This is a genomic window from Pseudonocardia sp. Ae331_Ps2 (genome assembly GCF_001932405.1).
Taxonomy (GTDB): domain Bacteria; phylum Actinomycetota; class Actinomycetes; order Mycobacteriales; family Pseudonocardiaceae; genus Pseudonocardia.
Genome location: NZ_MCIM01000001.1, coordinates 2,908,900 through 2,934,792, shown reverse-complemented (window position 1 = coordinate 2,934,792; position 25,893 = coordinate 2,908,900). Strand labels below are relative to the sequence as shown.

At 71.2% G+C, this 25,893-nt stretch carries 25 protein-coding genes and 1 tRNA gene; 10 read left to right on the top strand and 16 right to left on the bottom strand.

Annotated elements, in window-relative coordinates; translation table 11 throughout:
- Positions 1-78: 78 nt before the first annotated feature.
- Positions 79-642, top strand: coding sequence for a TetR/AcrR family transcriptional regulator (locus tag Ae331Ps2_RS14100; protein ID WP_075308386.1), 564 nt, complete (start codon positions 79-81; stop codon positions 640-642).
- A 3-nt stretch (positions 643-645) separates the two neighbouring features.
- Here the strand turns inward: Ae331Ps2_RS14100 and Ae331Ps2_RS14095 are convergent, their stop codons facing one another.
- Both Ae331Ps2_RS14095 and zwf read right to left on the bottom strand, forming a co-directional pair.
- The gene (locus Ae331Ps2_RS14095) at positions 646-2,475 is read right to left on the bottom strand and encodes a glycoside hydrolase family 15 protein (protein ID WP_075308388.1); all 1,830 of its coding nucleotides are present in this window, start codon (positions 2,473-2,475) and stop codon (positions 646-648) included.
- Positions 2,472-3,887, bottom strand: coding sequence for a glucose-6-phosphate dehydrogenase (gene zwf, locus Ae331Ps2_RS14090; RefSeq protein WP_075308390.1), 1,416 nt, complete (start codon positions 3,885-3,887; stop codon positions 2,472-2,474). The genes Ae331Ps2_RS14095 and zwf overlap by 4 nt, the downstream gene beginning before the upstream one ends.
- A gap of 95 nt (positions 3,888-3,982) precedes the next feature.
- Here zwf and Ae331Ps2_RS14085 point away from each other — a divergent pair, with 95 nt between their 5' ends.
- Positions 3,983-4,465, top strand: a complete 483-nt coding sequence (locus Ae331Ps2_RS14085; protein ID WP_075308392.1) for a cation:proton antiporter regulatory subunit — start codon at positions 3,983-3,985, stop codon at positions 4,463-4,465.
- A 16-nt stretch (positions 4,466-4,481) separates the two neighbouring features.
- Positions 4,482-5,657 carry a cation:proton antiporter gene (locus tag Ae331Ps2_RS14080; RefSeq protein WP_075308394.1) on the top strand — a complete coding sequence of 392 codons (1,176 nt, stop codon included), beginning with the start codon at positions 4,482-4,484 and terminating at the stop codon, positions 5,655-5,657.
- 91 nt (positions 5,658-5,748) lie between these two features.
- On the opposite strand, the gene rsmI is transcribed toward Ae331Ps2_RS14080, so the two are convergent.
- The gene (gene rsmI / locus Ae331Ps2_RS14075) at positions 5,749-6,624 is read right to left on the bottom strand and encodes a 16S rRNA (cytidine(1402)-2'-O)-methyltransferase (protein WP_075308396.1); all 876 of its coding nucleotides are present in this window, start codon (positions 6,622-6,624) and stop codon (positions 5,749-5,751) included.
- Positions 6,625-6,649: 25 nt separating this feature from the next.
- On the opposite strand from rsmI, the gene Ae331Ps2_RS14070 reads away from it, so the two are divergent.
- The 3 genes from Ae331Ps2_RS14070 (at position 6,650) to Ae331Ps2_RS14060 (ending at position 9,915) form a co-directional block, all read left to right on the top strand.
- Positions 6,650-8,245 carry a dolichyl-phosphate-mannose--protein mannosyltransferase gene (locus Ae331Ps2_RS14070; protein WP_075308398.1) on the top strand — a complete coding sequence of 532 codons (1,596 nt, stop codon included), beginning with the start codon at positions 6,650-6,652 and terminating at the stop codon, positions 8,243-8,245.
- Positions 8,246-8,305: 60 nt separating this feature from the next.
- Complete coding sequence (locus Ae331Ps2_RS14065; protein WP_075308400.1) at positions 8,306-8,872, top strand: copper resistance CopC family protein; 567 nt, start codon at positions 8,306-8,308, stop codon at positions 8,870-8,872.
- A 74-nt stretch (positions 8,873-8,946) separates the two neighbouring features.
- Entirely contained in the window at positions 8,947-9,915 is a 969-nt protein-coding gene (locus tag Ae331Ps2_RS14060) for a CopD family protein (RefSeq protein WP_158071444.1), read from the top strand.
- Between the two features lie 4 nt (positions 9,916-9,919).
- Here the strand turns inward: Ae331Ps2_RS14060 and Ae331Ps2_RS14055 are convergent, their stop codons facing one another.
- The 5 genes from Ae331Ps2_RS14055 to Ae331Ps2_RS14035 all read right to left on the bottom strand — a co-directional run bounded on the left by Ae331Ps2_RS14055 (position 9,920) and on the right by Ae331Ps2_RS14035 (position 13,863).
- Complete coding sequence (locus tag Ae331Ps2_RS14055; RefSeq protein WP_075308403.1) at positions 9,920-10,861, bottom strand: ABC transporter substrate-binding protein; 942 nt, start codon at positions 10,859-10,861, stop codon at positions 9,920-9,922.
- Between the two features lie 66 nt (positions 10,862-10,927).
- Complete coding sequence (locus tag Ae331Ps2_RS14050) at positions 10,928-11,464, bottom strand: GNAT family N-acetyltransferase (protein ID WP_075308404.1); 537 nt, start codon at positions 11,462-11,464, stop codon at positions 10,928-10,930.
- Positions 11,465-11,542: 78 nt separating this feature from the next.
- Entirely contained in the window at positions 11,543-12,292 is a 750-nt protein-coding gene (locus Ae331Ps2_RS32040; RefSeq protein ID WP_170917033.1) for a cupin domain-containing protein, read from the bottom strand.
- Between the two features lie 138 nt (positions 12,293-12,430).
- Positions 12,431-13,096, bottom strand: a complete 666-nt coding sequence (locus tag Ae331Ps2_RS14040) for an NAD(P)-dependent oxidoreductase (protein ID WP_075308407.1) — start codon at positions 13,094-13,096, stop codon at positions 12,431-12,433.
- Between the two features lie 50 nt (positions 13,097-13,146).
- The gene (locus tag Ae331Ps2_RS14035) at positions 13,147-13,863 is read right to left on the bottom strand and encodes a DsbA family protein (protein WP_075308409.1); all 717 of its coding nucleotides are present in this window, start codon (positions 13,861-13,863) and stop codon (positions 13,147-13,149) included.
- Between the two features lie 105 nt (positions 13,864-13,968).
- On the opposite strand from Ae331Ps2_RS14035, the gene Ae331Ps2_RS14030 reads away from it, so the two are divergent.
- Complete coding sequence (locus Ae331Ps2_RS14030; RefSeq protein WP_337819612.1) at positions 13,969-14,382, top strand: helix-turn-helix domain-containing protein; 414 nt, start codon at positions 13,969-13,971, stop codon at positions 14,380-14,382.
- 676 nt (positions 14,383-15,058) lie between these two features.
- On the opposite strand, the gene Ae331Ps2_RS31240 is transcribed toward Ae331Ps2_RS14030, so the two are convergent.
- The 8 genes from Ae331Ps2_RS31240 to Ae331Ps2_RS13995 all read right to left on the bottom strand — a co-directional run bounded on the left by Ae331Ps2_RS31240 (position 15,059) and on the right by Ae331Ps2_RS13995 (position 23,955).
- The gene (locus Ae331Ps2_RS31240) at positions 15,059-17,893 is read right to left on the bottom strand and encodes a hypothetical protein (protein ID WP_139318823.1); all 2,835 of its coding nucleotides are present in this window, start codon (positions 17,891-17,893) and stop codon (positions 15,059-15,061) included.
- Positions 17,894-18,736, bottom strand: a complete 843-nt coding sequence (locus tag Ae331Ps2_RS31235) for a hypothetical protein (RefSeq protein ID WP_139318824.1) — start codon at positions 18,734-18,736, stop codon at positions 17,894-17,896. It abuts the gene before it with no gap.
- Positions 18,737-19,078: 342 nt separating this feature from the next.
- Complete coding sequence (locus Ae331Ps2_RS14020) at positions 19,079-19,333, bottom strand: hypothetical protein (protein WP_075550149.1); 255 nt, start codon at positions 19,331-19,333, stop codon at positions 19,079-19,081.
- A 253-nt stretch (positions 19,334-19,586) separates the two neighbouring features.
- A tRNA-Ala gene (locus Ae331Ps2_RS14015) sits at positions 19,587-19,662 on the bottom strand.
- A gap of 52 nt (positions 19,663-19,714) precedes the next feature.
- The gene (gene glpR / locus Ae331Ps2_RS34255; protein WP_139318825.1) at positions 19,715-20,956 is read right to left on the bottom strand and encodes a gephyrin-like molybdotransferase receptor GlpR; all 1,242 of its coding nucleotides are present in this window, start codon (positions 20,954-20,956) and stop codon (positions 19,715-19,717) included.
- 202 nt (positions 20,957-21,158) lie between these two features.
- Positions 21,159-21,824, bottom strand: a complete 666-nt coding sequence (locus tag Ae331Ps2_RS14005) for a GNAT family N-acetyltransferase (protein WP_075308419.1) — start codon at positions 21,822-21,824, stop codon at positions 21,159-21,161.
- Positions 21,825-21,829: 5 nt separating this feature from the next.
- Complete coding sequence (glp, locus tag Ae331Ps2_RS14000) at positions 21,830-23,050, bottom strand: gephyrin-like molybdotransferase Glp (protein ID WP_082375558.1); 1,221 nt, start codon at positions 23,048-23,050, stop codon at positions 21,830-21,832.
- Positions 23,051-23,052: 2 nt separating this feature from the next.
- On the bottom strand, positions 23,053-23,955 hold the full coding sequence (locus Ae331Ps2_RS13995; protein WP_020627027.1) for a UTP--glucose-1-phosphate uridylyltransferase: 903 nt from the start codon (positions 23,953-23,955) through the stop codon (positions 23,053-23,055).
- Between the two features lie 36 nt (positions 23,956-23,991).
- Between Ae331Ps2_RS13995 and Ae331Ps2_RS13990 the strand changes: the two genes are divergently transcribed.
- The 3 genes from Ae331Ps2_RS13990 to Ae331Ps2_RS13980 all read left to right on the top strand — a co-directional run bounded on the left by Ae331Ps2_RS13990 (position 23,992) and on the right by Ae331Ps2_RS13980 (position 25,851).
- Positions 23,992-24,639, top strand: coding sequence for a 5-formyltetrahydrofolate cyclo-ligase (locus tag Ae331Ps2_RS13990; protein WP_083695547.1), 648 nt, complete (start codon positions 23,992-23,994; stop codon positions 24,637-24,639).
- Positions 24,640-24,746: 107 nt separating this feature from the next.
- Positions 24,747-25,100 (top strand): FmdB family zinc ribbon protein, encoded by a 354-nt coding sequence (locus tag Ae331Ps2_RS13985; protein ID WP_075308421.1) that lies wholly within the window; start codon positions 24,747-24,749, stop codon positions 25,098-25,100.
- Positions 25,101-25,200: 100 nt separating this feature from the next.
- Positions 25,201-25,851 (top strand): SAF domain-containing protein, encoded by a 651-nt coding sequence (locus Ae331Ps2_RS13980; protein WP_075308423.1) that lies wholly within the window; start codon positions 25,201-25,203, stop codon positions 25,849-25,851.
- Positions 25,852-25,893: the final 42 nt, after the last annotated feature.

Below are 25,893 nucleotides of genomic sequence, written 5' to 3'. Positions count from 1 at the left end.
GCGGCGGCACATCACCAAAGATGGTGATAGGGCCCGGAAACCGGGGCCACCCGCCCGGCCGGTGCCATAGTGACGCCCATGGAGCGGGGTGAACGGGACCGCGAGGCCCTCCTCGACGCGGCCCTGCAGCAGTGGGTGGACGGCGGCTGGTCCGCCGTCGACCCCGGAGCCGCCGCGGAGCGGGCCGGGCTGCCCGCCTCGGCCGCGGCGGAGTTCGCCTCGGGCGTCGAGCTCGGGTGTGCGGTGTTCGACCACGTCGTCGACGAGCGCGCCGCCGCCACGATGGCCGCGGTGCAGTCGGCGGCCCCGAACCCGGCCGCCCAGATCCGGGCCGCCCGCACCGCGTGGTTCGACGACGTCGACCGCGACCCGCGACGGGTGGTCGCGCTGATCGACGCGGTCGGCTGCCCGGAGCTGGTGGCGCGCCGGCGCAGCGCCAACCGCGGCTTCGCCGAACTCATGGTCGCCGGCGCCGCCGACAGCCGGATCGAGCCCGACGACCTGCGCGTCGCCGGGCACTTCTGCCTCGGTGGGATGGGCGAGACCGTGCTCGCCTGGCTGGACCCGGAGAGCCCGGTCACCCGGGAGCAGGCCCTGGAGCACGGGGCCCGGCTCTACGAGGCGTGCCTGTTCACCCGCTGAGCCTCACCCCAGCGCCCGGTCCAGGTTGATCGCCGAGCTGATCAGCGACAGGTGCGTGAACGCCTGCGGGAAGTTGCCCAGCTGCTCCCCGGTCAGGCCGATCTCCTCGGCGTAGAGGCCCAGGTGGTTGCCGTAGGAGAACATCTTCTCCAGCGCGATCCGGGCCTGCTCCAGCCACCCGGCCCTGGTCATCGCCTCGACGTTCCAGAACGAGCACATCGAGAACGTCCCCTCCTCGCCGTCGAGGCCGTCGGGCGAGTCCTCGACGTCATAGCGGAACACCAGGGTGTCGACCACGAGGTCGTCGTTGATCGCGTCCAGGGTGGCGAGGAACCGCGGTTCGGTGGGTGCGCAGAACTTCACCATCGGCATGAGCAGGACCGACGCGTCCAGCGTGCGGGCGCCGTAGCGCTGCACGAACGACCCGCGCGGTCCCACGTCCGGGTCCCAGCCGCGGTCCATGATCTGGTGGTAGATCTCGTCGCGGGTGGTGGTCCAGGCCCCCACGTCGCCGGGCAGTCCCCGCCGGCGCGCCATCCGGATCATCCGCTCGACCGCGACCCAGCACATCAGCCGGGAGAACACGTGGTCCTGGCGTCCCGCCCGGGTCTCCCAGATCCCCTCGTCGGGTGAGTCCCAGTGCTCGCGCAGCCAGTCCAGGATCGTGCACAGGTGGGACCAGTCCGCGTGACCGACGCCGTCGCCGTACTTGTCGTAGAGGTAGACCGAGTCGATGATCTCGCCGTAGATGTCGAGCTGCAGCTGCGCGGACGCGCCGTTGCCGGCCAGCACCGGGCGCGAGCCGCGGTAGCCCTCGAGGTGGTCGAGCTCCACCTCGTCGGGGGTCTCGTCGCCGTCGATCGTGTACATCACGCGCAGCGGGCCCTGCTCACCGTCGCGGGTGGAGCCGAACCGCCCGGACAGCCACCCGATGAACGCCCCGGCCTCCTCGGTGAACCCGAGCCGCAGCAGGGCGTAGAGGGTGAACGCGGCGTCGCGCATCCACACGTAGCGGTAGTCCCAGTTGCGCTCGCCGCCGAGCTGCTCGGGCAGCCCCATCGTCGGCGACGCGATCACCGCCCCGGTCGGCTCGTGGGTGAGCAGCTTCAGGGTGAGCGCCGAGCGGTGCACCCGTTCGCGCCACCGCCCCGTGTACGACGAGTGCGCCAGCCAGTCCTTCCAGAACGCGACCGTCCCGGTGAACAGCTCCTCCGCGGCGTCGTCGCAGGCCGTGGGCTCGTCGGTCGCGTCGACCTCCAGCACGAACACCTCGGTGCGGCCCTCGGCGGTGCGGAACTCCGCGCCCGCCGCGTGGTCGGTGACCTCCAGCTCCACCGACGACGTCAGGTCCAGCGTCACGCCGCTGCCGGTGAACCGGATGCCCGCCCCGGCGGTCTCCACCTTCGGTGTCTCCCGGGCGTAGTCGGGCCGGGGCACGACCTCGACCGTCATCGGCACCGAGCCGCGGACGCCGGTGACCCGGCGGACCAGGCGCTGGCGGTGGTCCGGGTCGTGCGGGCCCAGCAACGACATGAAGTCCTGCACCTCGACGATGCCGTCGGAGGTGAGGAAGCGGGTGATGAGGATGTTGGAGTCGGGGTAGTAGAACTGCTGCTGGCTGGCGAGCTCGGTCCCGTCGACGCACGGCGCGAGCCGCCAGTGCCCACCGCGGCCGGCGTCGAGCAGCGAGGCGAACACGCTGGGTGCGTCGAACCGGCCGGGGCAGAACCAGTCGACCGTGCCGTCGGTGCCGACCAGCGCCGCCGAACGCAGGTCCCCGACGATGCCGTGCTCGGCGATCGGCAGGTAGTCGTCGGAACGGGTGGGGCTCACTCCGGCACCCGCCAGCCGCGCGGGCCGGGCAGGTCGAGCGCGTCCTGCGGGCCCCAGGACCCGTCGGCGTAGGTCTGCGTCCGCGGCGGGTCGGCGAGCACCGGGTCGCACAGCTCCCAGAGCCGCTCGACCTCCTCGGTCGAGGTGAACAGCGTGCGGTCGCCCTTCATGACGTCCAGGAGCAGCCGCTCGTAGGCCTCCAGCGCGTCGTCGGGGTCGCCGATCCCGTCGAGGTCGAGCCGCATCCGCCCGCGTCCGACCTTCAGCTCCGGGCCGGGGACCTTCGCCCGCACGTCGAGCTCGGCGGTGACCTGGTCGGCCAGCTCGACGACCAGCTCGGTCGGCGCGCTGCCGGTGGCGGCGCCGGTGAACGAGCCGCCCGGGAACATCGTCAGCGCCGGCTCGTCGAAACCGATGGTGACGGTGCGCCGGGTCGCCCCCATCCGCTTCCCGGTGCGCAGGAAGAACGGGACCCCGAACCAGCGCCAGTTGTCCACGTAGGTCTCCAGCGCGACGAAGGTCTCGGCGGTCGAGTCGTCGGCGACGCCCTCCTCGTCGCGGTAGGAGGCGTACTGGCCGAACACCACCCGCGACGGGTCGAGCGGGCGGATCGAGTGGAAGACCTTCGCCTTCTCCGCGTGCAGCGCGTCCGGCGCGATCTCGTACGGCGGCTCCAGCGCCACGAAGCCCAGGATCTGGAACAGGTGGGTGGAGATCATGTCCCGGAACGTGCCGGTGGACTCCATGAACGACGCCCGGCCCTCGATCCCGATCTCCTCGGGCACGTCGATCTGCACGTAGCGGATGTTCTGCCGGTTCCACACCGGCTCGAACAGGCCGTTGGCGAAGCGCAGGGCGAGCACGTTCTGCAGCGACTCCTTGCCCAGGAAGTGGTCGATGCGGAAGATGTCCTGCTCGTCGTAGACCTCCTTGAGGCCCGCGTTGAGCTCCCGGGCCGACTCCAGGTCGGTGCCGAACGGCTTCTCCAGCACCAGCCGGGAGCGCTCGGCGATCCCGGTCTCCCCGAGCATCGCGACCATCGGGGTCATCGCGGCCGGCGGGACGGAGAGGTAGACGAGCCGGCGCACGTCGGCGTCGTCGCCGCCGAGCTCCTTCTCCGCGGCGCGCACGGCGTCGGCCAGGTCGGCACCGTCCTCGGCGTCGGAGACGACGAAGCTCAGCCGCGGGGCGAACGCGTCCCAGCCGGTGTCGTCGGGCAGGGCGTCGCGGATGCGGTCGCGGAACTCGTCGTCGGAACCGGGCGAGTGCCGCCCGGACCCGATCACCCGGAAGTCCTCGGGCAGCAGTCCCTCGTTGCGCAGGTGGAGCAGGCCCGGGAAGAGCTTGCGCTTCGCCAGGTCGCCGGTGGCGCCGAACAGCACGATCACGTGCGGGGGCAGGTCCGAAGGCATGGTCTCCGGCTACCCCCGGCCGGACCCGCTCATTCGGCGGTGCCGGTCACGAGCGTGTTTCCACCGGCAGGCGTGCGCGGCGTACCGTTGCGGGGGTGAACGTCGACGTGACGCCGCTGCCCGGGATCGGGGTGCGGAAGGAGATCGAGCTGCGCAGCGGCCGCCGGGTCGGGGTCATCGCGCACCGCGACGGGAAGATCGACCTGATCCTCTCCCGTGCCGACGACCCGGACGCCTGCGTCGCGGAGCTGCCGCTGACCACCGAGGAGGCGGGCGCACTGGCGAACCTGCTCGGCGCCCCGCAGCTGGTCAACCAGCTCAAGGACGAGCACGCGGACCTGCCGGGCATCACCACCCGCAAGATGCCGATCAAGCTCAACAGCCCGTTCGACGGCCGTCCGCTCGGCGACACCGCGCTGCGCACCCGCACCCAGGTCTCGGTCGTCGCGATCATGCGCGCGGGCCAGGTGATCCCGTCGCCGACGCCGGCCCACGTGCTGGCGGCCGGGGACATCGTGATCGCCGTCGGGACGGCCGAGAAGCTGGAGCAGGCCGCCGACATCCTCGCGCGCGGCTGAGGCCGCCCCGGTAGCCGTGGACCACACCGCACTCGAACTGCTCGAACTCGGCGCCGTCTTCTTCGGGCTCGGACTGCTCGGCAGGCTCGCCCAGCGGATCGGTCTGTCCCCCATCCCGCTCTACCTGCTCGGCGGACTCGCGTTCGGGGCGGGCGGGGTCGTCCCGCTGGGCGACATCGGCGACTTCACCTCGCTGGCAGGCGAGGTCGGCGTCGTGCTGTTGCTCCTGCTGCTCGGGCTGGAGTACTCCGCGGTCGAGCTCGTCACCGGGCTGCGCCGGTCCTGGACCGCGGGGATCGTCGACATCGTGCTCAACGCGGCACCCGGCGTCGCGGTCGCGCTGGTCCTGGGGTGGGGCGCGGTCGGGGCGATGGTGCTGGGCGGAGTCACCTACATCTCCTCCTCCGGGATCGTCGCGAAGGTCCTGTCCGACCTGGGCAGGCTCGGCAACCGGGAGACGCCGGTGGTGCTGTCGGTGCTCGTGTTCGAGGACCTCGTCATGGCGCTGTACCTGCCGATCCTCACCGCGCTGCTGCTCGGCGTGACGCTGTGGGGCGGGGTCGGTGCGGTCGCGGTGTCGCTCGCGGTGATCTCGGTGGTGCTCGTCGTCGCGCTGCGCTACGGCCGCTACGTCTCGGCGGTCGTCGACTCCGACGACCGCGAGGTCTTCCTGCTCAAGGTGCTCGGTGCCGCGCTGCTCGTCGCCGGGTTCGCCCAGGCCATGCAGGTCTCCGCCGCGGTCGGGGCGTTCCTGCTGGGCATCGCGATCTCCGGGTCCACCGCGGAGAACGCCACCAAGCTGCTGGAGCCGCTGCGCGACCTGTTCGCCGCGGTGTTCTTCGTGGTGTTCGGGCTCTCGACCGACCCGCGGGCGATCCCGCCGGTGCTCGGCTGGGCGCTGGTGCTCGTCGTCTCGACCACCGCGACCAAGTACGCCACGGGCTGGTGGGCGGCGAAGCGGGCGCGGATCGGCCGGATGGGCCGGGCGCGCGCCGGGGCGGCACTGATCGCGCGCGGGGAGTTCTCCATCGTCATCGCCGGGCTCGCCGTCGGCTACGCCGCCGTGCCCGCCGAGCTGTCCGCGCTGGCCACGGCGTACGTGCTGATCATGGCGGTGCTGGGCCCGATCGCCGCGCGCTGCGTCGAGCCCGTCATGCGGGCGCTCCCGACGCGCACGCCCGCGACCGCCTGACGGCGCGCCCGTCCCGGCCCGCCGGCGCACCCCGGACGGGCGTCCTCGCACCGGCCGCGACGGGTGCGACGGCCGCCCGCGGGGTGCGGCGTCAGTCCCGTGCGGCGAGGGTGGCGTTGTAGAGGTCGCGCTTGGGCACCCCCGCGGCCTCCGCCACGGCGGCCACGGCGTCCTTGAGGCGCTCGCCGTCGTCGGTGCGCTCGCGCACGGCGTCGACCAGGGACTCCACCGGCGGGGCCTCGCGGGCCTCGGCACCGGCCAGCACCACGGTCACCTCACCGAGCACGTCCCCGGAGACCGCCCACTCGTGCAGCTCGCCCAGCGTGCCGCGGACGACCTGCTCGTGGGTCTTGGTCAGCTCCCGGCAGACCGCGGCGCGGCGGTCGGCGCCCAGCACCGCGACGGCGTCGGCGAGGGTGTCCGCGGTGCGCCGCGGCGACTCGAAGAACACCACCGCACGGCGCTCGTCGCGCAGGGTCTCCAGCCAGCGCCGGCGCTCACCGGAGCGCCGCGGGGGGAAGCCGTCGAAGCAGAACCGCTCGCACGGCAGCCCGGACAGCACCAGCGCCGTCGTCACCGCGGACGGTCCGGGGGCGCAGGTGACCGGCAGGTCCTCGGCGGCGGCCGCGGCGACCAGCCGGTATCCGGGATCGGAGACCGCGGGCATCCCGGCGTCGGAGACGACGAGCACGGTGGCGCCGTCGCGGACCGCGGACAGCAGGCCGGGCAGCCGCTCGGCCTCGACGGCGTCGTAGTGGCTCACGATCCGGCCCGTGTAGGTGACCGGCAGCGCCGCGGCGAGGTGCCGGAACCGGCGGGTGTCCTCGGCGGCGATCACGTCCGCGGTGGCGATGAGCTCCCGCAGCCGCGGCGACGCGTCCCGCGGATCGCCCAGCGGGGTCGCGGCCAGGACCAGACGACCGGTCGTCGGGGCCGTGTCGGGCGTGGAGTCGGGGGCGGGAGTCACGCGGGCCAGCCTACGATCGGACGCGATGGCCACCACGAGCGCCGATCCCGGGAGCCGGGTCGCCGGAGCGGCACCCGAGCCCGGCCTGATCCCGCGGGGCACCCCGCCCACGCTGCGCCGCGCCGATCCCGGCCCGGCCGCGCGGCTCGGTGCGCCGCCGCCGTCGGACCGGCTGCGTGGATGGCTGGTCACCGCGGGGGTCGTGCTGGTCGCGGCGCTGCTGCGCTTCTACGACCTCGGCGAGCCCACCGACCGCGGGACGCCCGTCTTCGACGAGAAGCACTACGTCCCGCAGGCGTGGGACATGGTCCGCAACGGCGGGGTGGAGAGCAACCCCGGCTACGAGAAGATCGTCCACCCACCGCTGGCGAAACAGCTGATCGCGCTGGGTCAGATGGTGTTCGGCTACGACGGCGTCGGCTGGCGGGTCTCGGCCGCGCTGGCCGGGGTGCTCACGGTCCTGCTGGTCGTCCGCGCAGGCCGTCGACTGACCCGCTCGACCGCGCTCGGTGGGCTGGCGGGGCTGCTGCTGTGCGCGGACGGGCTGTCGCACGTGCAGTCGCGGATGGGGATGCTCGACGTCTTCTCCGCGCTGTTCGTGGTGGCCGCGTTCGCCGCGCTGCTCGCCGACCGCGACGACGTCCGCTCCCGGATGGCGCGGGTCGTCGCCGAGGGGCGGGTCGCCGAGACCGTCTGGGGCCCGCGGTGGGGGGTGCGCTGGTGGCGGCTCGCCGCGGGCGTCTCGCTCGGCCTGGCGTCGGCGGTGAAGTGGAACGGCGCCTACTACGTCGCCGCGTTCGGGCTGCTCTGTGTGCTGTGGGACGTGTCGGTGCGCCGCCGTGCGGGGGTCGCCCGTCCGTGGGTGGGCACGATGGTCCGCGACGTCGCCCCTGCGCTGTGGGCGCTCGTGCTGATCCCGGTGCTGACCTACGTCGGGTCCTGGTGGGCGTGGTTCGGCAGCGAGACCGGGATCGACCGGCACCAGGTCGGCCGGGAGATCGGGACCGGCGGCGCGTTCGCCTGGGTGCCCGACGCGCTCCGCTCGCTCTGGTACTACCACGGCCAGGCCCTGGCCTTCCACGAGAACCTGACGACCCGGTCCGCGGGGGCGCACCCCTGGGAGTCGAAGCCCTGGACGTGGCCGATGGGGCTGCGCCCGATGCTCTACCGCTACGCCGACGACGCCACCGGCTGCGGGGAGACCGAGTGCGTCTCGGCGGTCATGCTGATCGGCACCCCGGCGCTGTGGTGGCCGGCGATCCCGGTGCTGCTGTGGGGGCTGTGGCGGGCGGTGACCCGGGTCGACTGGCGCTGGACGGCGGTGCTCGTCGGCTACGGCGCCGGGTTCCTCCCGTGGTTCCTCAACCTCGACCGGCAGATGTACTTCTTCTACATGATGCCGGTGGTGCCGTTCCTGGTCCTGGGCGTCGTGCTGGCGATGGGGCAGATGCTGGGCCACTCCCGGATGAGCGCACGCCGGCGGCGGAACGGGTTGCTCGTCGTCGCGACGTGGGTGGCGCTGATCGGGGTCAACTTCGTGTGGCTGTGGCCGATCCTGGTCGGTGACCCGATCACCGCGGCGCACTGGCAGGCCGAGCTGTGGCTCCCGTCCTGGCGCTGACGGCTGCTCCGTGCGGGTGACCTCCGGAACCCGCGCCGACCGCGCGACGACCAACCCGGCGTGAGCCCCGTACTCCGCCGCCTCGCGGTCGCCCTCCCCGCCGTGCTGCTCGCCCTCCTCGTCGGGGCCTCGCCGGCCTGGGCGCACACCGAGCTCGAGTCCAGCAGTCCCGCCGCGAACGCGCAGGTCGGCACCGCGCCGACATCGGTGTCGCTGACCTTCTCCGAGGAGATCGCGGCCGCCGACGCCACCGTCTCGGTGACCGGCCCCGGCGGCACCGACTACGCGGCGGGCCCCGCCACCGGCGACGGCGCCACCCTCACCGTGCCGCTGCGCCCGCTCGGTGCGGCCGGCGGCTACACGATCACCTACCGGGTGGTCTCCGACGACGGCCACCCCGTCTCGGGCACGGTGCCGTTCACCCTCACCTCCCCCGGGCCGGGCGCGGCCGCCGCGACCCCGGGGCGCACCTCCGCGGCTGCGACCGCCGCCGAGCCCGAGGCCGCGCCGCAGACCGTCCCCACCGCGGCCGACGACGGCGGCCCGCCGGTCTGGCCGTGGGGCGTGGCGGCCGTCGTGGTGATCGGGGCCGGGGCGGCGTTCGCGCTGCGCCGGTCGCGGGGCTGACCATCGCCGGTTCCGTCCACGGCGACGGCGTCCCGGCCGACGGCATCCCGCCAGACGGTGTGCCGGGCGACGGTGTGCCGGGCGACGGTGGCGCCGGGACGCCGGGCGGCCGGGTGCGCGAGCCCGCTCCGGCCGTCGCCGGGTGGGGTGCCGTGCTGCTCGGGGCTGCGGTCGTCGTCGCCGTGGTCACCCGCGGGATCGGGCCGGACGGGGTCGCCGCGGACCTCGCGCAGACCCTGGCACGGGCCGCGGCCGACCTCCTCGCAGTCGTCGCGGCGGGGGCGGCACTGGCCGTGCTGCTCGCCCCCGGCCGGACGCCGGGTGCCGACCGGGTGCTGACCGCCGCCGCCCCGCTGTGGTCGGCCGTGCTGGTGGCGGAGACGTTCGTCCGCGGCGCGCTGGTGTCCGGTCGGAGGCTCACCGAGGTCCGCGGACCGGACGTGCTGGAGTTCCTGACCGGGCCCCGCGCCGGGACCGGTCAGCTCGTCGCGGTGGCCGCGGCGCTGGCGTTGGCCGGGGTCGCCGGGTCGCGGCCCGCGCGGCCGGGCACCGGGCCGGGGCCCGCCGCGCTCGCGCTGGTGCTGGTCGTCGTCGCAGCGGCGGCCCCGGTGGCGACCGGGCACACCGCGGCGTCCACGGTCGCCTGGTTCGCGGTGCCCGCGGTCGTCGTGCACGTCGCGGCGGCGCTGCTGTGGCTCGGCGGGCTGGGCGCGGTGCTGGTCACCGCTCGCGACACGGACGTGCTCGCGGTCGCGCTGCCGCGGTTCTCCCGGCTCGCGCTCGGCGCCGTGGTGGCGTTGGGGGTGTCCGGGGCGCTGGCCGCCACCGCACGGCTCTCCGCACCCGTCGAGCTGGTCACGACCGCCTACGGCGCGGTCGTGGCCACCAAGGTCGTGTTGCTCGCGGTCGCCGCCGCGCTCGGTGGCATCACCCGGTCCCGGCTGCGGGCAGGGCGGCTCCCGGTGCTGGTGTGGGCCGCAGTGGAGGTGCTGGTGCTGGCCGGGGCGACCGGGGTGGCCGCCACGCTCACCCACACCGCCTGAGCGGTCAGCGGGTCGTCGCGGCGGCGAGCTGCGGCTCCAGCTGGTCGATCGCGTACAGCAACGCGTCCGGGCCGCCGTAGGACAACGCGCCGCCCAGCGGGTCGGAGAACGTCGTGTAGAGCGTGCGGCCCTCACGGACGACGTCGAGTCGGGCGAACGGCACCGACGCCGTCATCTGCTGCTCGGTCGCGCCGTTGACGAACAGCACGTCGCGGTCGAGCAGGTCCAGCCGCTCCTCGCTGACGTCCCCGGAGTGCTCCTGCGTCGCGAAGCCGAGCGCGTCGAACAGCGCGCGCCGCGGGTCGCCGGCCGGGATCAGGTAGTGCCCGCCGTTCTCCGGCCCGAAGTCCTCGACGAGCACCTTCCCGGCGAACGACGGGTGGGCCGCGCGGACCGCGGCGATCCGGTCACGAATTCCGGCCGCACGCCGCTCGGCGAGGTCCTCCCGGCCGATGGCCTTGCCCGTGGTGAGCAGCTGCACGTCCCACGGGGTCTTCTCCGGCGGGTACGCGGAGGACTGCACGACGGTCGGCGCGATCGCGGACAGCTTCCGGTACATGTCCTCGTCGATGTCCTCGTAGATCGCGATGATGACGTCCGGCCGGCTCGCGGCGACGGCCTCCAGGTCGATGCCGTCCTCACCGGACCGCGGGACCTCGGCCCCCTTCGTCACGGCCCGCACCCACGGGAAGCTCCAGTAGGCGTCGAACCACGAGCGGGTCATGACGGGGACGACCCCGAGCCCCAGCACGAAGTCCTGGTCGTTCCAGCCGACCGTGGCGACGCGCTCGGCCTGCGCCGGAACCGTCGTGGTGCCGTAGCGGTGCTCGATCGTCGCCCCGGTGGGTGCCGCGGCGGGTGCGGCGGGTCCACCGCACCCCGCCAGGACGACGGCGACCAGCACCGTCGCGATCAGTCCGCCCAGTCGTGCCCGTGCCCGCACCATTGCGCCACCTCCACGGCGGCGTCCCTCGCCGGCGCCGTCGTACCCCATCAGGTGAGGTTAGGCTCATCAATAGTCCGGGCGGGTGATGTCCCTGCGCATGCGCAGCGACCACAGCCCGTCGGCCACGTCGGAGGTGTGCATCGGGACGCGGTCGTGCTCGACGAAGCCACGGGCCCGGTAGAACGGGATGCCCAGGTCGTTGCCCTCGGCGACGCTCACCCACATCTCGGTCGCGCCGTGGCCGCGCAGCTGCCCGGTGACGTGGTCGAGCAGCCGGGTGCCGATCCCCTCGCCCCGGCGGTCCGGGTCGAGGTAGAGGACGTAGAGCTCGCCGACCCACTCGCCCGTGACCGCTCCGCCTGCCGCGCCGACCACGGAGCCGGTCTCCTCGGCGACCACGTAGCCCAGCCAGTGCGGCGGGGCCGGGACCGTCTCGGCGCGGACCCGCGCCTCGTCGTAGAAGCGGGCGACGACGTCGTCGACGAACGACTCCGGCAGCAGGTCCCGGTAGGTGGCCCGGTAGGCCCGGGTGCACACGTCGGCGATGCCGGGAGCGTCGGCCGGCACGGCGGCACGGACGGTGGGTGCGGACGGGGCGACCATGCGGCGACCGTAGCCCGCGACGCCGTACGGCCGGACCCCGTCGGGCCCGGCCTTCTGGCGGTGGGTCGTCGTCCGCGGCTACGAGGCCTGCGGTCGGTCGGGGTCGGGATCGGCGCTTCCGGTCGACCCGATCAGGGTCCAGTCGTGCTTGCGCGCGAACTCCCGGAACTCCTCGGAATCGATTTCCATCGCGTCACCCTTGGCCTGGAGCTCGACCATGTCTTCGATGAAGTGCTCGAAACCTCCGGGAACCGAGATCTGCAGAACACGCGGCACGGTCTCCCCCACCGGCTTGATCGCATGGGGAACCCCGGCCGGCAGGAACATGAAGCTGCCCGGGCCGACCTCGTGCCGCTCGTCGTCGAAGGTCACCCGGAGGGTGCCGTCCAACAGGAAGAAGAGTTCGTCGGCGGTCTCATGGATGTGGAGCGGGAGTTCGTGACCCACCGACACCTCGAGGACCGAGTACTGGCCGTCGGTGTGAGCCGCGCCCGCCTTGAGCAGGTAGAGCGGTGCGATGTCGACGCGGGTCTCCAGGGCCTCGCCCGGCCCGAGCTTGATGAACCGAGCCTTCTTCGAGGATCGATCGGCGTTGACCCGTCCGGCATTCATCCAGGGAACTCTCTTTCTCGTGACGGGCGGCTTCAGAGGCCGTACGGGCCGAAGCGGCTCCAGGCCACCAGCACGGCGAGGACCAGCAGGACGGCGTTGAAGCCGATCGCGGAGAACCAGGGCCCCCTCCCGGCCGAGGCCGAGGGCGATGGCCCGGCCGATGCCGCGACTGGATCCGGTGACGAGGGCGGTCTTGCCGCTGAGCGTGCTGGTCATGCTGGTGTCCTCGCGGTCCTCGGGAGGTGGGGTGCCGGTTGCTGTCAGGTCACTCCGGTCCGGCGTCGCGATCGACGGACGGCGCATCCGAGCTCGGAGCGCTGTTGCGCATGAGGCGGATGTGGATCACGGAGTGGGTCAGCGGCGTGCGTTCCAGACCAGGGGCGCCTGGCGGATCCAGGCGTCGTCCTCGACGGTCTGGACGAGGAACCGGGCGAGGTCGGCGCGGTTGATCGTCGTGCCGGGCTTCTCGGTGCCGGCCTCGGCCGCTCGCACGGGACCGGAGGCGGGCTTGTCGGTCAGGGCGACGGCGCGAGCCAGGGTCCAGTCGACGTCGGACGAGGCGCGCACGACCTGGTCGACGCCGGTGTGGTCGTCGAAGCCCACCTTGACGTTCGACAGCGTGATGAACGCCTTGACCAGCGGGTTGAGCCGGGCCCAGTCGTCGCCCGCGCCCTGGGTGGAGGTCAGCACGATGCGGCGGATGCCCTGCTCGCCCATGACGGTGAGGGTGTCGCGGGCGGCGTCGGTCATGAACGTCGGCGGGCTGACCGGCTTGGCCCACGGGTTGTCGGACGCGCGGGCGTTGTTCAGCACGCTGATCACCGCCTCGGTGCCTTTCGCGGCCCGGCGGATGTCGTCGATGTTCGCGGGGGTGCCCTGGACCAGCTCGACGCCGGCCGGCGCCCGCACCGCGTCGGGGTTGCGGACCAGCGCGCGGACGAGGTGGCCGCGCCGGGCCGCGTGCTCCAGCACGTGGGCGCCGGTGCGGCCGCTGCCGCCGAGGACCAGCAGGGTGCTCATGGTGATCGCAGTGCCTTTCGAGGAGTGCAGGGGTGGAGTTCAGGGGTGGATCAGGCGCGCTCGGGGACGGCGCAGCCGTCCGGCCCGCAGACCGGGGCATCGCCGCCGGCGGTGGCGAGGGTCAGGGGGTGGCTGTCGTCCCAGGCCGTGCGCAGCAGCTCGAGGAGGCTGTCGCTGTCCTGGGCGCCGGGCACGCCGTAACGGCCGTCGACGACGATGAACGGCGCACCGGTCGCCCCCAGGCGCTGGGCGCGGGCCGCGTCGTCGCGGACCTGCCGGCGGTAGCGGCGGTCGGTCAGGGCCTGGCGGGTCTGCTCGCGGTCCAGGCCGAGCTCGTCGGACAGACCCAGCAGGTCCTCCAGGGAGAAGACCGGCTCGGCCCTGCCGAAGTAGGTCCCGAAGATCAGGTCCCAGGCCTCGCGGTTGCGGCCCTGGGCGCTGGCGTGGGCGAGGAACTCGTGCGCCAGATCGGTGTTGCCGACCTCGTTGTCCAACACCCGGTAGGGGGTCAGGCCCTCGCTCTCGGCGAGCTTCTCGATCCGCCGGGTCGAGGCCTCGGCCCGGTCGCCGCCGATACCGTGCTGGCGGAGCAGGGCCTCACGGACGGAGAAGGTGCGCCCCTCCGGGAAGCTGCCGCCGAGCGGGAACGAGTGATGGACCAGGTCCACCTCGTCCGCGTGTTCGAACCGCTCGATGGCCCTGGCCACCCGGTGGTTCCCCAGCCCGCACCACGGGCAGGTCACATCGGACCAGATCTCCACCTTCATCACGCGCCTCCATTACTTACGACTTGTGCGTAACGCCATGATGGACCAGCATGGGAGGCGATACAAAAGGCACATCGGTGTGCGTGCCGGAGAGGAATGTGCGTCATGGAGACGACCGCGGAACGAGAGACGGCGGCAGGAGCGGCGGCGATCGGGCCGTGTGCGGCCATTCCTGCCGAACACATGGACTTCATCCGCCAGACCCTCGACCGCGTCGGCGACAAGTGGAGCCTGCTGATCATCGCGGTCCTGCAGTCAGGACCACTGCGCTACACCGACCTGCAACGACAGGTCCCCGGCATCTCCCAGCGCATGCTCACCCTCACCCTGCGCCAGCTCCACCAGGACGGCCTGATCACCCGCACCGCCTACGCCGAGGTCCCCCCGCGCGTCGAGTACGCCCTCGCCCCGCTGGGGCACGGCCTCCACGAGATCGTCACGTCGCTGATCGGCTGGGCTGCCGACCACCACGACGAGATCCGCGCCAACCGCGAACGCGCCGCGACGGCCGGACGATGACCACCGGGCGAGCCGCCACGGACAGGACGCGATTCGCGGGTTGCCGACCGGGAGACCGTCCCGACTCGTGAGCGCCACCGTGTCCTGGTGCGCGGCGGCCGGGTCGGCATCACCGATGTCGTCATCCGATCAGGACGGGGTCCGGTCACGACCAGCTAGGGTCTCGTCGTGTCACTCCGCATTTCCAGCGTCCTGAGCGCGTGGGCCGCAAGCGATGACATGCACGCCCCGAACCCGCCTGCCCCGCACGACCGAGTGGCCGCGGTGGAACACGCGATTCACCGCGAGCTCCCGTCGGCGTTCCACGAGCTGTACGCCTTGAGCGACGGGAGCCAGCGATCAGATCCGAATGGTAGTCGTACGGCAGATGATCGAGCTCTCAAGGCTGGCATCATCAATGCTGTTCAAGAACTTCGCCACGACTTGGCGCACCTGAGGGACTGCGGCGTGGAGTGCTGCACGTCGCTCCGTGAACGACGCAGGGAAGAGGCCGTGCTTGATAAACTACTGGGCATTGTAGAGCTCAATTACGTCAGTCACGACGACATTACTTCAGTACGTCCGAAACCTTCAGGAAGCTCGACAGGGTCTTCCACCTGACAATACGCACCGTAGTCGTTGACGCCATAGACCTTTAGCCTTCGATCAGACGGAGACCCGGCGGACTCATCCGTACTCACGATGTCAACGCCCAGACTTCCGATTCGAGCTGTAGGTTTCCTTGCTCACCAAGCTGGTTCATGTACCGCTCCGCGTCCGCTTTCAAGTTCGCGTCACCAGATGTGATAGCAGCAGCCAATATCTGCGGAACCGCGTCACGCATAAGACCATAGCTCGTGAGACCATCCTCGTCCTGGACAGCGAGCAGCAAGCGAAGCACATCGAAAGCCGCATGGGGATCTAGGGACGCCGAGGACCCCAGCTCCTCGCTGATCATGTATCGCTGCCTACCAAGCGTAGGATCGAGCGACGCCACTTCCTTGAGTCTTGGCAGCCACCAGCCAGTTTCAAACTTCCCGCTCTTGACCACCCAGTAGAAGCCGCTCAGCTCCTCCTTGTCGGCAGGATGCTCCCGCACATGTTCAAGCCTGTTGTCCCACAAGGTGGCGAATTTGTCACGAATTCCCGACGAAACCTCGTCTGCACGCATGAAACGCCAGGCTACATGTCCCATCGCTCCACCCCGCACGTCAACTGGCGCCTCGGAGAAGAAGACCGTCACTACTGGATCGTCAAGAGTCTGTTCGCCACGAATGACTGCTTCGACGAGCCAGCCCCCAATTTCCTGAAGCGGATCGGTTTCCGTTCGCCATCCCACTGCGACTGCCTCAGTCGACCTGATTGCTCCGATCATGGCAGGACCAAGCAATTCGAGCAACTGCTTGTGGTACCGATGAGTCGCTACTGCAACGCTGAGTGCAAATTGCTGATTCCTGCTTGAGTCTTCCTCAGCGCCAAACCAATCCCCGCGCCGCAACTCGACCCACTCCTGGTCAGCAATGAAGAGTCGGGCCAACCCCTCACCCAGCACGGCGCGGGATGCCCCGTACGGGTCATCTCTGGCGAGCTCGTCCTCAAACGCGGAACGAGCTGCCTCGAACCAGCCCGTCTCAGACCCATGCGCTATTAGATGAGTGAGACCACGCAGCCAGACTGGCCAGCGCCAGTTGAGCGATAGGGTCAGCGCATCCATGCTGCTGTCTTTAGCGCCGACGACATACCGCGAGAATTCCGTCTTATCGTTGGCGGCCCCAAGAAGAAGCTCAGCAACCTGATTCAGAATACTTACCGGTACCAGTACGTTGCTGCCTTCATCTCGCTTCTTTGCGAGCTCCTCAAGAAGCCCCACAACGGCTTCCTTCGCTGGCCGAAAGTCCAGATCCTCATCAAATCTTCCCCCTTCGGCCGGAAATCCAGACTCATCACTGTGTGCAAGAATCTGGCGCGCCGTCAAGAGCACTTGCTCCCAATTCAGCGTCAGACCCGCTTTAACTGCCGCTTCCCAGCCCTGCATAATGCTCCGCAGGTACGTAGGGCGTAGCCGATCTACGAGACCCTCAACGCCAGCGATCGCATCTGGGCTCGTAGTCAAGAGCGCGGCGACACTCCGGCCTTGACCCTCATGCGACGGCTCAGGCCCAAACCCATTGCCAGTATCGTGCCAGCTTTCCAGATGAGCCACCAGCTCGTTGGGACTCATTAACGACATCTCGTCCTGAGTGATCGGACTATTTGGCCCCGTCCAAGAAGTGATCGTGCTCGACGGCTCTCGTGGCGACTCAATTACTCCAAGCCGAGCGTCCAGCTCAGCTAGCCTGTCACGCAACTCAGCAGGTAATGCGTCGCTGCCTATCGCCGCAAGCCACCGGTGCATCCAAGCGTCTTGGTACTGCAAGACGCTCTTGTTGATGGCGGCCGGATCGTCGGTCTCGCGTGCGAGCCACTCACGGAGACGTTCGTCGTCTAGTCGCGCACAAGCCAAGTCGAGCGCAGTGGCAAGCTTCTCAAGAGAGTCGGGACGTCGCTTAGCGAATGCCCGTGCAAGATCGGCGTGGTCGATTCGGCATCCTTCAGATAGGGACGGTTCGTCTAGGAGAAGCTCGTACGCTACATCCAACAGGGGAGCCATGCCGGATTCGTCAACGTCCTGCTCGATTGCCTCGCTTAGCGAGAACAGTGCAATCTTTCTAGCCAGAATCATCTTCGTATCGAGAAGCAGCGACCTCGACTTCTGCGGGTCCTGCTTCATTGCCGTTATTGCCAAATCGCGAACTGCATCGATAAGCGCTTGCTCGACATCTTCGTACTCGCGGTCACTTACCCGTATGGAATCTCTCGCGAAGTAGGATATATCCGACTTCTTACTAAAGTGTCCATTGCTACGCTCGAACACCACGAGCCAGGGCAGTACGACAGCAAGGCCCCCACCGCCGAGCTTCTCGACGAGCCGGGGCAACTCGTGCGCGTACCAATATTCCTCCAAAGCTGTGCCAGTCTTGTCGAGGCGCTTGGTCTTCATAGGCTTAAAGAGCAGATTGGCAAACCATATCCCCGCCTCGCGTTGGCCGCCGCTCAGGAGATTCGTGGCGAAGCCGACCAGATGTCTCGGGTCGGTTCTCCAGCCGAAGCCAGTCGACACCCAGAAATTAATCAGAGGGCGCAGCCTCACCGCCTGATCGGCCGGGATCGAAGATCCGACCTCGAACACGGCCCGCTTCACCCAAGCATTATTACTCTTAGTGAGCTTCACCAGCACGTCGACGACATCAACTGGCACCTCATTGGAGACGCGGACAAGATAGTCGATCTCTGGCCAGTAGATGTCCCGGACACTCCCGTCGTCAAGCACTTTTGGCTCAGGGGGATTGGCGAAGGCGCCCTGCTTCGCGAGAGCCTTCACCCATAGAGGATTTTTCAGGCCCTCGAAGAATGCACGTCTGAGCTGGAGGGTGGGGATGCGCCGAAGCACCTCCTTCAGTTGCTCGTCGGTTGGTTCTCGGTATTTCTCCATTTAGCTGCGCTCCTCACCGGTATAGTTAATATCATCAAGAAGATCTCGCACAGTACGAACATTCTCAAAGAACACACCCGCCCGCACCTCGATTACGTCCTCCACAATGCGAATCTTGGTAAGCAGGTCCTCATCGCTTGGCAGATCTCGATGATTTTCGGAGTCGCGGTCGAGATGGGCCCACGAAACAAAGAAGCCATAGGTAGCATTCCATTGCTTCAGCACGGGTACCTTGGCGGTTTCATCCCCGGCCAGCGGAGCGGCCGCATTTCGCGTGTTGCGCCCATCCTCTTTCGCCGCAGTTTTGATCAGAGAGTCAAACGCCTGCGCGACGGCCCTTGGGACGGGGAGAATATCCTGATCCGCAGACAGATCCAGATCCGGATGCTCCGCAAGCAAGCGCGGCAACTTCCTAGTTAGAGAACCCGAGGAAGGATCTGGTCGCGGCTCAAGCTTGTCCAGGATCAGCACTGGAAGGTTGATCATTAGTTCGCGTATGCAATGGCAAATCATGGATACCCGTGCTACTTCAAAGCCGACTTCCGGCTTGCCCCGGAGCAAGTGCAGCGCTGACCGATACATGCCTGCCAATCTGGAGCCCCGCTCTTCCAGGCACTTGGCAACACGCTCTTGCCGCTCGTCTAGCGTCGTGGGCTCCAGCATCACGGCATCCCGAGGCAGATGCGTCGCGACGTGTTCCCCTGCCCACATGACAGGAATTCCTGTTCCGGCTCGGGCTGCGATGACACGTAATCGACCTGCACAGACGAAGATCCTCTCGGGCTGGACCGCGGCTACCCCGATATCCTCCCGCACGGCACCGACAGTTCCGGCGACGGCCATCTACGCGGCGCCTCGCTCCTGGCCCGCGTCTGGTGTCACCTCGTCCTCCAGCACCTACACGAACGCCACGCCGGACTTGGCGAACACCCAGCCTCTACGCAGCGGGAAGGAGCGCAAGCACCCGCACTACCTGCGCGGCACCATCTACTGCGGACACTGCGGCGAGCGGCTCGTCTACACCCAACGCAACGGCCGAGACGGGTGCTACCGCTACTACGGCTGTGGCAAGAAGCGCCGGCCTCGCGCAACTGCGCGAGCAAGATCGTGCGGCTGGACAAGATCGAGGACGGCATCGCCAACCTGTACCGCCGCCTCCAACTCCCGGCCGACGAGGTCCAGCGGCTACGCACCGCCGCGCATGCCGAAATGGCCGGACAGTCGGCCGACTCCCAGCGGCACGCCGCCCAGGCCAACCGCCGCCTGGCTGCCCTCGGCGAAGTGCGCGCCAAGCTCATGCAGGCCCACTACGCCGAGGCCATCTCCCTCGAGATGCTCAAGGCCGAGATGAACCGGCTCCCCCGAGCCATCTCTGCCACCGAGCAGGAGGTCGCCTTCGCGAACGCCGAACTGGCCGACGTCGAGAAGATCCTGGAGCAAGCGCTCATCGTGGCCGGTAGCTGCTACCAGCACTACGAGGCCGCCCCGCCGTTCGTGCGGCAACAGATCAACCAAGGCTTCTTCGAAAAGCTCTGGATTGGACAGGACGGTGCCGTCGAGAAAGCCGAGCTGACCGAGCCGTTCCGGGTGCTGCTGGCGTCTGACACCTGGGTGTCAGAGGCAACAGATGCAAACGAAAACCGTCGCCATCCGGACGGGGATGACGACGGTCAGGGTTCGCATAATCTAGCTTTGGTGGAGCTGAGGGGAATCGAACCCCTGACCTTCTCGATGCGAACGAGACGCGCTACCAACTGCGCTACAGCCCCAGGTGTATCAGGCCCGCCCTCGCGGGCCGACCTGAAGAACCCTAACAGACCCCTACTCCCCCACCGCACGCCGGTGGGGGGTACCCGCGTCGAACTCGTCGGGCTCCTCCTCGGCGTCCACGTCGACCAGCGACGTCCCGGCCGGGACGGGCGGCGGCGGGGCCGCGGCGAGGCGCGGGAGCGACGACTCGTGCTCGGTCCCGACGGGGCCCTCGACGGTGCGTCCGCGGGCCGGGAGCACGCCCAGCGGCTCGCCGGTGCCGCGGACGCGGGTGGGCTCGCCGTCGTCGGCGGTCCAGTCGTCGTCCTCGTCGGCGCCCGCGGTGTCGGGGGCGGCGGTCGCGCGGATCTCGTCGTCGGCCCGTCCGGTGGAGGCCTCACGGCCGCGGTGGGCCCACTCGTCGAGCTCGGGGTCGTCGGCGGCCGGGGACTGCCGGGTGCCGGCCAGGCGTGCGGCACGGCGGGCCCGGATGCCCTCCTCGATGCGGACCTGGCGACGCAGGTAGGTCAGGTAGCCGACCAGGCCGACGCCGACGGCGCCGGTGACCCACCAGAACACCGTCGAGACCAGCAGCGCGGCCGCGCCGGCGGCGAGCAGCAGCACGAGCAGACCGAGGACGACGCGCTGGCGGAACGCGTACTTGGCGTGCGCGGCCGCGGCGGCGGCCTCCGGGTCGAAGCCCCCGCGGCCGGGCCGGTAGCGGGCCGGCGGGCGGGACCAGCCGTCCTCGTCGACCTCGCCGATCCCGTCGGCGTCGATCCCGTGCTCGTCGTCGGCGTCGACGAGGTCGGCGGGTGCGTGGTCCTCGTCGGACCGGGGGTCGCGCTCCCGGTCCGACCGGACCCGCTCGTCAAGGCCGGCGTCGTCGTGGTCCACGAGGTCGTGGTCGAGATCGGCGCGGTCGAGATCGTCATCGCGATCGTCGAGGTCGTCGAGGTCGCGGTCGTCGAGATCGGCGCCCCCGGGCCCGCGGACCCGGCCGTCGTCGTCGATCTCCGCGTCGTCGTAGACGTCCTCGGCGTCGTCGTAGGCGTACTGGTCGGCCTCGTCGGAGCGCCCACGGGGAGCGGGGACGTCGTCCCGCGCCTCCGCCAGCTCGCCGACCGTGGTCGGACCGGATCGCTGTGTCACAAGAACCTCCGGGTGTCGATGCCGCGCGGGACGTTCCAGCACCCGCCCGGACAGCAGCGCCGGGCTGAGCCGGGCCACTTCCTGCTGGCGCCGGGCGACGGTCGGAACGAGGATCAGCAGCCAGAGCACGACCAGACCCACGAAGATCACAGAGCTGGGCACGGCTGCCTCCTCCCCGACCGGCGCAGTCCACCCGGTGGAACGGCCCCGACCCGCGCCACCACCGATCACCGTAATCGGGCGTGTGCCCGTACCCGGGCCGCGACGCGCCGTGGTCCCCCGGACGGACGGTGCGAAACCAGAGACGTGCGGTACACGTGTGACTCCGGTGAGTGATCGAACGAGGTGCGGGGGCTGCGCAGGGTCAGGACCGCGACGCGCGGCCGTGGCGCACCAGCCGGGCCGCGAAACCGCCCGGCGGGACCTCCTCGGCGGTCACGGCGTAGGCGTAGTGGTCGCGCCAGGCGCCGTCGACGTCGAGGTAGCGCTGGAGCAGTCCCTCGCGGCGCAGCCCGAGCCGGGCGAGCACGGCGATGCTGGCCGCGTTCTCCGGGCGGACCGTGGCCTCGACGCGGTGCAGCCGGACCGGGCCGAAGCAGTGGTCCAGGACGAGCGCGACGGCCGCGGTGGTGATCCCGCGCCCGCCCAGCGTCGAGTCCAGCCAGTAGCCGACGTAGCCCGACAACAGCGGTTCCCGCACGACGTTGCCGACCATGACGTGCCCGGCCATCGCCCCGTCGACGGTGATCGCGAACGGCAGCGACAACCCGCGCCGGGCGGCCCCACGCAGCAGCCACCACCGGCCGGGCCACTCCACACCGGAGTTGCGGCGGGCCCACCCGCCGTAGGTCGTCGGCTCCCAGGGGCGCAGGAAGTGCTCGTCCCGCACCCGGATCCGGGCCCAGTCACCGCCGTCGCGCAGCCGGACCGGGCGCAGCCCCACCTCGTGCCCGCGCACCCGCAGCGGCCCGAGCACGGCGGGCCAGCCGGGGTGGCCGCCAGGCGGTTCGGGGACGACGGGCGGCGGCACTCGGCTCAGTTCCGCCCGCGGGGGACGAGCTCGACGTGCTCACCGACGGTCATCTCGGTGACGTCCTCGTCGATGACCGCCAGGGCGTTGACCTCGGACAGCACGGCCAGCAGGTGGGTACCCGACGCGCCGAGCGGCTGGGCGAGCAGCTCGCCGTCGTCGTCGGACCGCAGCAGCCGTGCCGGGATGTAGGACCGCCGCCCGGCCGGCGAGACGATCGGCGAGGTCAGCCGCGCGGTCCAGGTGCGCCGCAGCGGCTCCTGGCCCAGCGCCAGCCGGATCAGCGGCCGGACGAACACCTCGAACAGCACCAGCGCCGTCGCCGGGTGCGACGGGAACAGGAACACCGGCACCGCGTCCGGGCCGAGCCGGCCGTAGCCCTGCGCGGAACCGGGGTGCATCGCGACGCGGGTGTCGTCGATGCCGCCGAGGTCGGCCAGCCCGCTCTTGGCCTCGGCCGCGGTCGTCCCGCCGCCCGCCCCGCAGACCACGACGATCTCCGATGCCGGCAGCAGGTCCTCGACCGCACCGCGGATCTCCGCGGCGCTGCCGCCGACGGTCCGGGGCCGGTTGGTCTCCGCGCCCGCCTCACGGGCGGCGGCGACCACCGCGTGCGAGCAGACGTCGGCGACCTGCCCGGACGCCGCCGAGCGGCTCACCTCCACCAGCTCGTCGCCGACCGAGACGACCGAGACCCGCGGCCGCGGGTGCACGAGCAGCTTGTCCCGGCCCGCGGCGGCGAGCATCGCGACCTGGGCCGAGCCGACGACGTCACCCTCGCGGACGGCGACGTCACCGGACTGGACGTCCTCCCCCACCCGGCGCACGAAGCCCGCCGACGGCACGCCGCGGCGGATCGTGAGGCGCGCGGCACCGCCATCGGTCCACCCCAGCGGGGCGACGGCGTCGGCGAGGGTCGGCAGCGGCGCCCCCGCCGCGACACGGACGGCCTGGCCGGGCTGCAGCCGCAGCGGCTGGCGCGACCCGGCGGCGATCTCGCCCACCACCGGCACGGTGACCGGGGAGGCGTCGCTGGCCCCGGCGACGTCGACGCTGCGCACCGCGTAGCCGTCGATCGCCGCCTGGTCGAAGACCGGCAGCGGACGCGCCGCGACGACCTCCTCGGCGCTGCGCAGCCCCTGCGCGTCGGTGATCGCGACGCGCACCGGGGCCGGGCGCACCGCCACGTCCAGGATCCGGGACAGGTGATCGGTGACCGTGCGCACTCTCAGTCCTTCAGTCGCTCGTTCAGCCAGGTCCGCAGATCCTCGCCGTACTCCGGGTGCTGCAGCATGAAGTCGACGTAGGCCCGCGCGTACCCGGCGGGGTTGCCCAGGTCGTGGCGCCCGCCGCGGTGCACGACGACGTGCACCGGGTGCCCCTCGGAGATCAGCAGCGCGACGGCGTCGGTCAGCTGCAGCTCACCGCCCGCGCCGGGGGTGATCCGGTCCAGTGCGTCGAAGATCGCGCGGTCGAGCAGGTAGCGACCGGCCGCGGCCAGGGTCGACGGCGCCTCGTCCGGGGCTGGCTTCTCGACCATCCCGTGGACCTGCTTGACGTCGTCGGCGCCGGTGTCGGAGACCTCGAAGACGCCGTAGGCCGAGATCTGCTCGCGCGGCACGTCGAAGGCGCAGAGCACGCTGCCGCCGTGCTCCTCGCGGACCTGCGCCATCCGGGCGAGGACCCCGGTCGGGAGGACCAGGTCGTCGGGCAGGAGGACGGCGACGGCCTGCTCGTCGTCGGCCAGCGCCGGGCCGGCCTGGGCGACGGCGTGGCCGAGGCCCTTCGGCTCGTACTGGTACACCGACTCGACCTCGAGCAGGCCGGGGGCGCGGCGGACCTTGTCGGCCAGCTCGCCCTTGCCCCGGCCCTCCAGAGTCTTGACCAGCTCGTCGTCGGTGCGGAAGTAGGCCGCGACCGAGTCCTTGCCCGGAGAGGTCACGACCAGCAGCCGCTGTGCGCCGGCCTCGGCGGCCTCCGCGGCGACGAGCTCGATCCCGGGCGTGTCGACGACGGGGAGCAGCTCCTTCGGCACGGCCTTGGTCGTCGGCAGGAACCGGGTGCCCAGACCCGCCGCCGGGACGACGGCGGTGCGGAAGGCCCCGGTGCCGCTGGACGTCTGCACGCTCATGGTCGGCGAGCCTAGCCACAGCTCTAGCCTGGAGCCGTGACGGCTCGCGCGGGGGACGGGGGTGGATCGTCGCCTGATCAGGGTGGACGACCCGGTGAGGCCAAGCGGGCACTGCGGCGGCTGCTGCTGGCGGAGCGTCGCGGGCGCCCGGTCACCGACCGGGCGGCGGCGACCGCCGCGCTGTCGGTGCACCTGTGCGCGCTCGCCGCCGCGACGCCCGGCCCGGTGGCCTGCTACCTGCCGATCGGCACCGAACCCGGCGGTGCGGGATCGGGGGTGCCGTCACTGCCCGACGCCCTGGTCGCCGCCGGCCACGAGGTCCTCGCCCCGGTGGTGCCGGACGAGCCGGGGCCGCTGGACTGGACCGTCTACCGGGGCCCGGACGACCTGGCGCCCGGGCCGCTCGGGGTCGTCGAACCGACCGGTCCCCGGCTCGGACCCGCCGCGCTCGCGACGGCGGGCCTGGTCGTGGTGCCCGCGCTGGCCGTCGACCGGCGCGGACGACGACTGGGCCGCGGCGGCGGCTTCTACGACCGGACGCTCGTGCTCGCCGCGCCCGGCGCCCTGCTGGTCGTCCCGCTGTACGACGGCGAGCTGCACGACGAGGTCCCGGCCGAGGACCACGACGTGGCGGTGGGAGCGGTCGTCCTGCCCGGTGACGGGGTGGTGCATCTCTCGCCCTGACCGTGTGGACGGGTCGGCCCGCCCGTCGCCGCGGAGTATGCTGGCACTCGCTCTCGTCGAGTGCCAGCCCATGGGCGGGCACCGCCCCAGTTCGTCCGGAGGATGTTGTGCCGACCTACCAGTACGCATGCACCGCGTGTGACCACCGCTTCGAGGCGGTGCAGTCGTTCTCCGACGATGCCCTCAGCACCTGCCCGAACTGCGGCGGGAAGCTGCGCAAGGTCTTCTCCTCGGTGGGCATCGTCTTCAAGGGCAGCGGCTTCTACCGCACCGACTCCCGTTCGGGTTCGGTCAGCAGCGGGTCCTCCTCCGAGTCGACGAAGTCCGACAGCTCCTCGTCGAGCTCGTCCTCGGACTCCTCCTCGTCGGGTTCGTCGGGCTCCTCGTCCTCCTCGGACTCGGCCGGCTCGTCGTCCTCGACGTCGTCCAGCGCCTCGTCCTCGAAGGCCGCCGCCTCCTGATCCGTCCACAACCGGCCGAGTTGTCCACAGGCCGGTGGATCGGCCCGTTCTGAGCCGCGTCCCGCCCTAGCGTCGGAACCACGACGGCGGAGGGACGGTCATGGCGGAGGAGACACAGCGGGCGGACCGCCCGTGGGAGCGGTTGCTGCGGCGGCCCTCCTGGTCACGGGCGTTGCTGGCCCGCCGCGTGCTGGCCGCTGCCCTCACGGTCGCGGCCGTGGTGGTGGCGCTGCTCCCCGCCGCGGGTGACGAGCGGGTCCCGGTGCTGGTCGCGGCGCGCGACCTCGCCCCCGGCACGGCGCTGGGCCCGGGCGACGTGGTCGTGGCCGCCTGGCCGCCCGCCCTCGCCCCCGCCGGTGCGCTGACCGCGCCCGCCGCCGTGGCCGGGCGGCTGCTCGCCGGACCGGTGGCCGCGGGCGAGCCGATCGGTGAGCTGCGGCTGGTCGGGTCCGCGCTCGCCGTCGTCACCGGAGGGCCGGGCGCCTCGGCGGTGCCGCTGCGCCCGGCCGACCCGGCGGTGGCCGCGCTGTTGTCCCCCGGCTCCCGGGTGGACGTCGTGGCGGGCGGCCCGGACGGCGCGCGTGTGCTGGCCGCCCGGGCCGGGGTGGTGGCGGTGCTGCCGCCCGCCGCAGGGGCGGCCGGAGCGCGGGCGGACCCGGGGCCGCTGGTGCTGGTCGCGCTGCCCGAGGCGGAGGCGACCGCGGTGGCGGCGGCGACGCTGACCGGCGAGGTCACGGTGACCCTGCGATGACCGCGGCGGCACCGCGGGCCGCCGGCGTCGGGTGCCCGGCAC

Bases quoted from the DNA above. Each gene is read 5' to 3' on its own strand.
- Ae331Ps2_RS14100 (WP_075308386.1), top strand. From the start codon at position 79: ATGGAGCGGGGTGAACGGGACCGCGAGGCCCTCCTCGACGCGGCCCTG.
- zwf (WP_075308390.1), bottom strand. From the start codon at position 3,887: ATGCCTTCGGACCTGCCCCCGCACGTGATCGTGCTGTTCGGCGCCACC.
- Ae331Ps2_RS14070 (WP_075308398.1), top strand. From the start codon at position 6,650: ATGGCCACCACGAGCGCCGATCCCGGGAGCCGGGTCGCCGGAGCGGCA.
- Ae331Ps2_RS14055 (WP_075308403.1), bottom strand. From the start codon at position 10,861: ATGGTGCGGGCACGGGCACGACTGGGCGGACTGATCGCGACGGTGCTG.
- Ae331Ps2_RS14050 (WP_075308404.1), bottom strand. From the start codon at position 11,464: ATGGTCGCCCCGTCCGCACCCACCGTCCGTGCCGCCGTGCCGGCCGAC.
- Ae331Ps2_RS32040 (WP_170917033.1), bottom strand. From the start codon at position 12,292: ATGACCAGCACGCTCAGCGGCAAGACCGCCCTCGTCACCGGATCCAGT.
- Ae331Ps2_RS14040 (WP_075308407.1), bottom strand. From the start codon at position 13,096: ATGAGCACCCTGCTGGTCCTCGGCGGCAGCGGCCGCACCGGCGCCCAC.
- Ae331Ps2_RS14035 (WP_075308409.1), bottom strand. From the start codon at position 13,863: ATGAAGGTGGAGATCTGGTCCGATGTGACCTGCCCGTGGTGCGGGCTG.
- Ae331Ps2_RS14030 (WP_337819612.1), top strand. From the start codon at position 13,969: ATGGAGACGACCGCGGAACGAGAGACGGCGGCAGGAGCGGCGGCGATC.
- Ae331Ps2_RS31240 (WP_139318823.1), bottom strand. From the start codon at position 17,893: ATGGAGAAATACCGAGAACCAACCGACGAGCAACTGAAGGAGGTGCTT.
- Ae331Ps2_RS31235 (WP_139318824.1), bottom strand. From the start codon at position 18,736: ATGGCCGTCGCCGGAACTGTCGGTGCCGTGCGGGAGGATATCGGGGTA.
- Ae331Ps2_RS13995 (WP_020627027.1), bottom strand. From the start codon at position 23,955: ATGAGCGTGCAGACGTCCAGCGGCACCGGGGCCTTCCGCACCGCCGTC.
- Ae331Ps2_RS13980 (WP_075308423.1), top strand. From the start codon at position 25,201: ATGGCGGAGGAGACACAGCGGGCGGACCGCCCGTGGGAGCGGTTGCTG.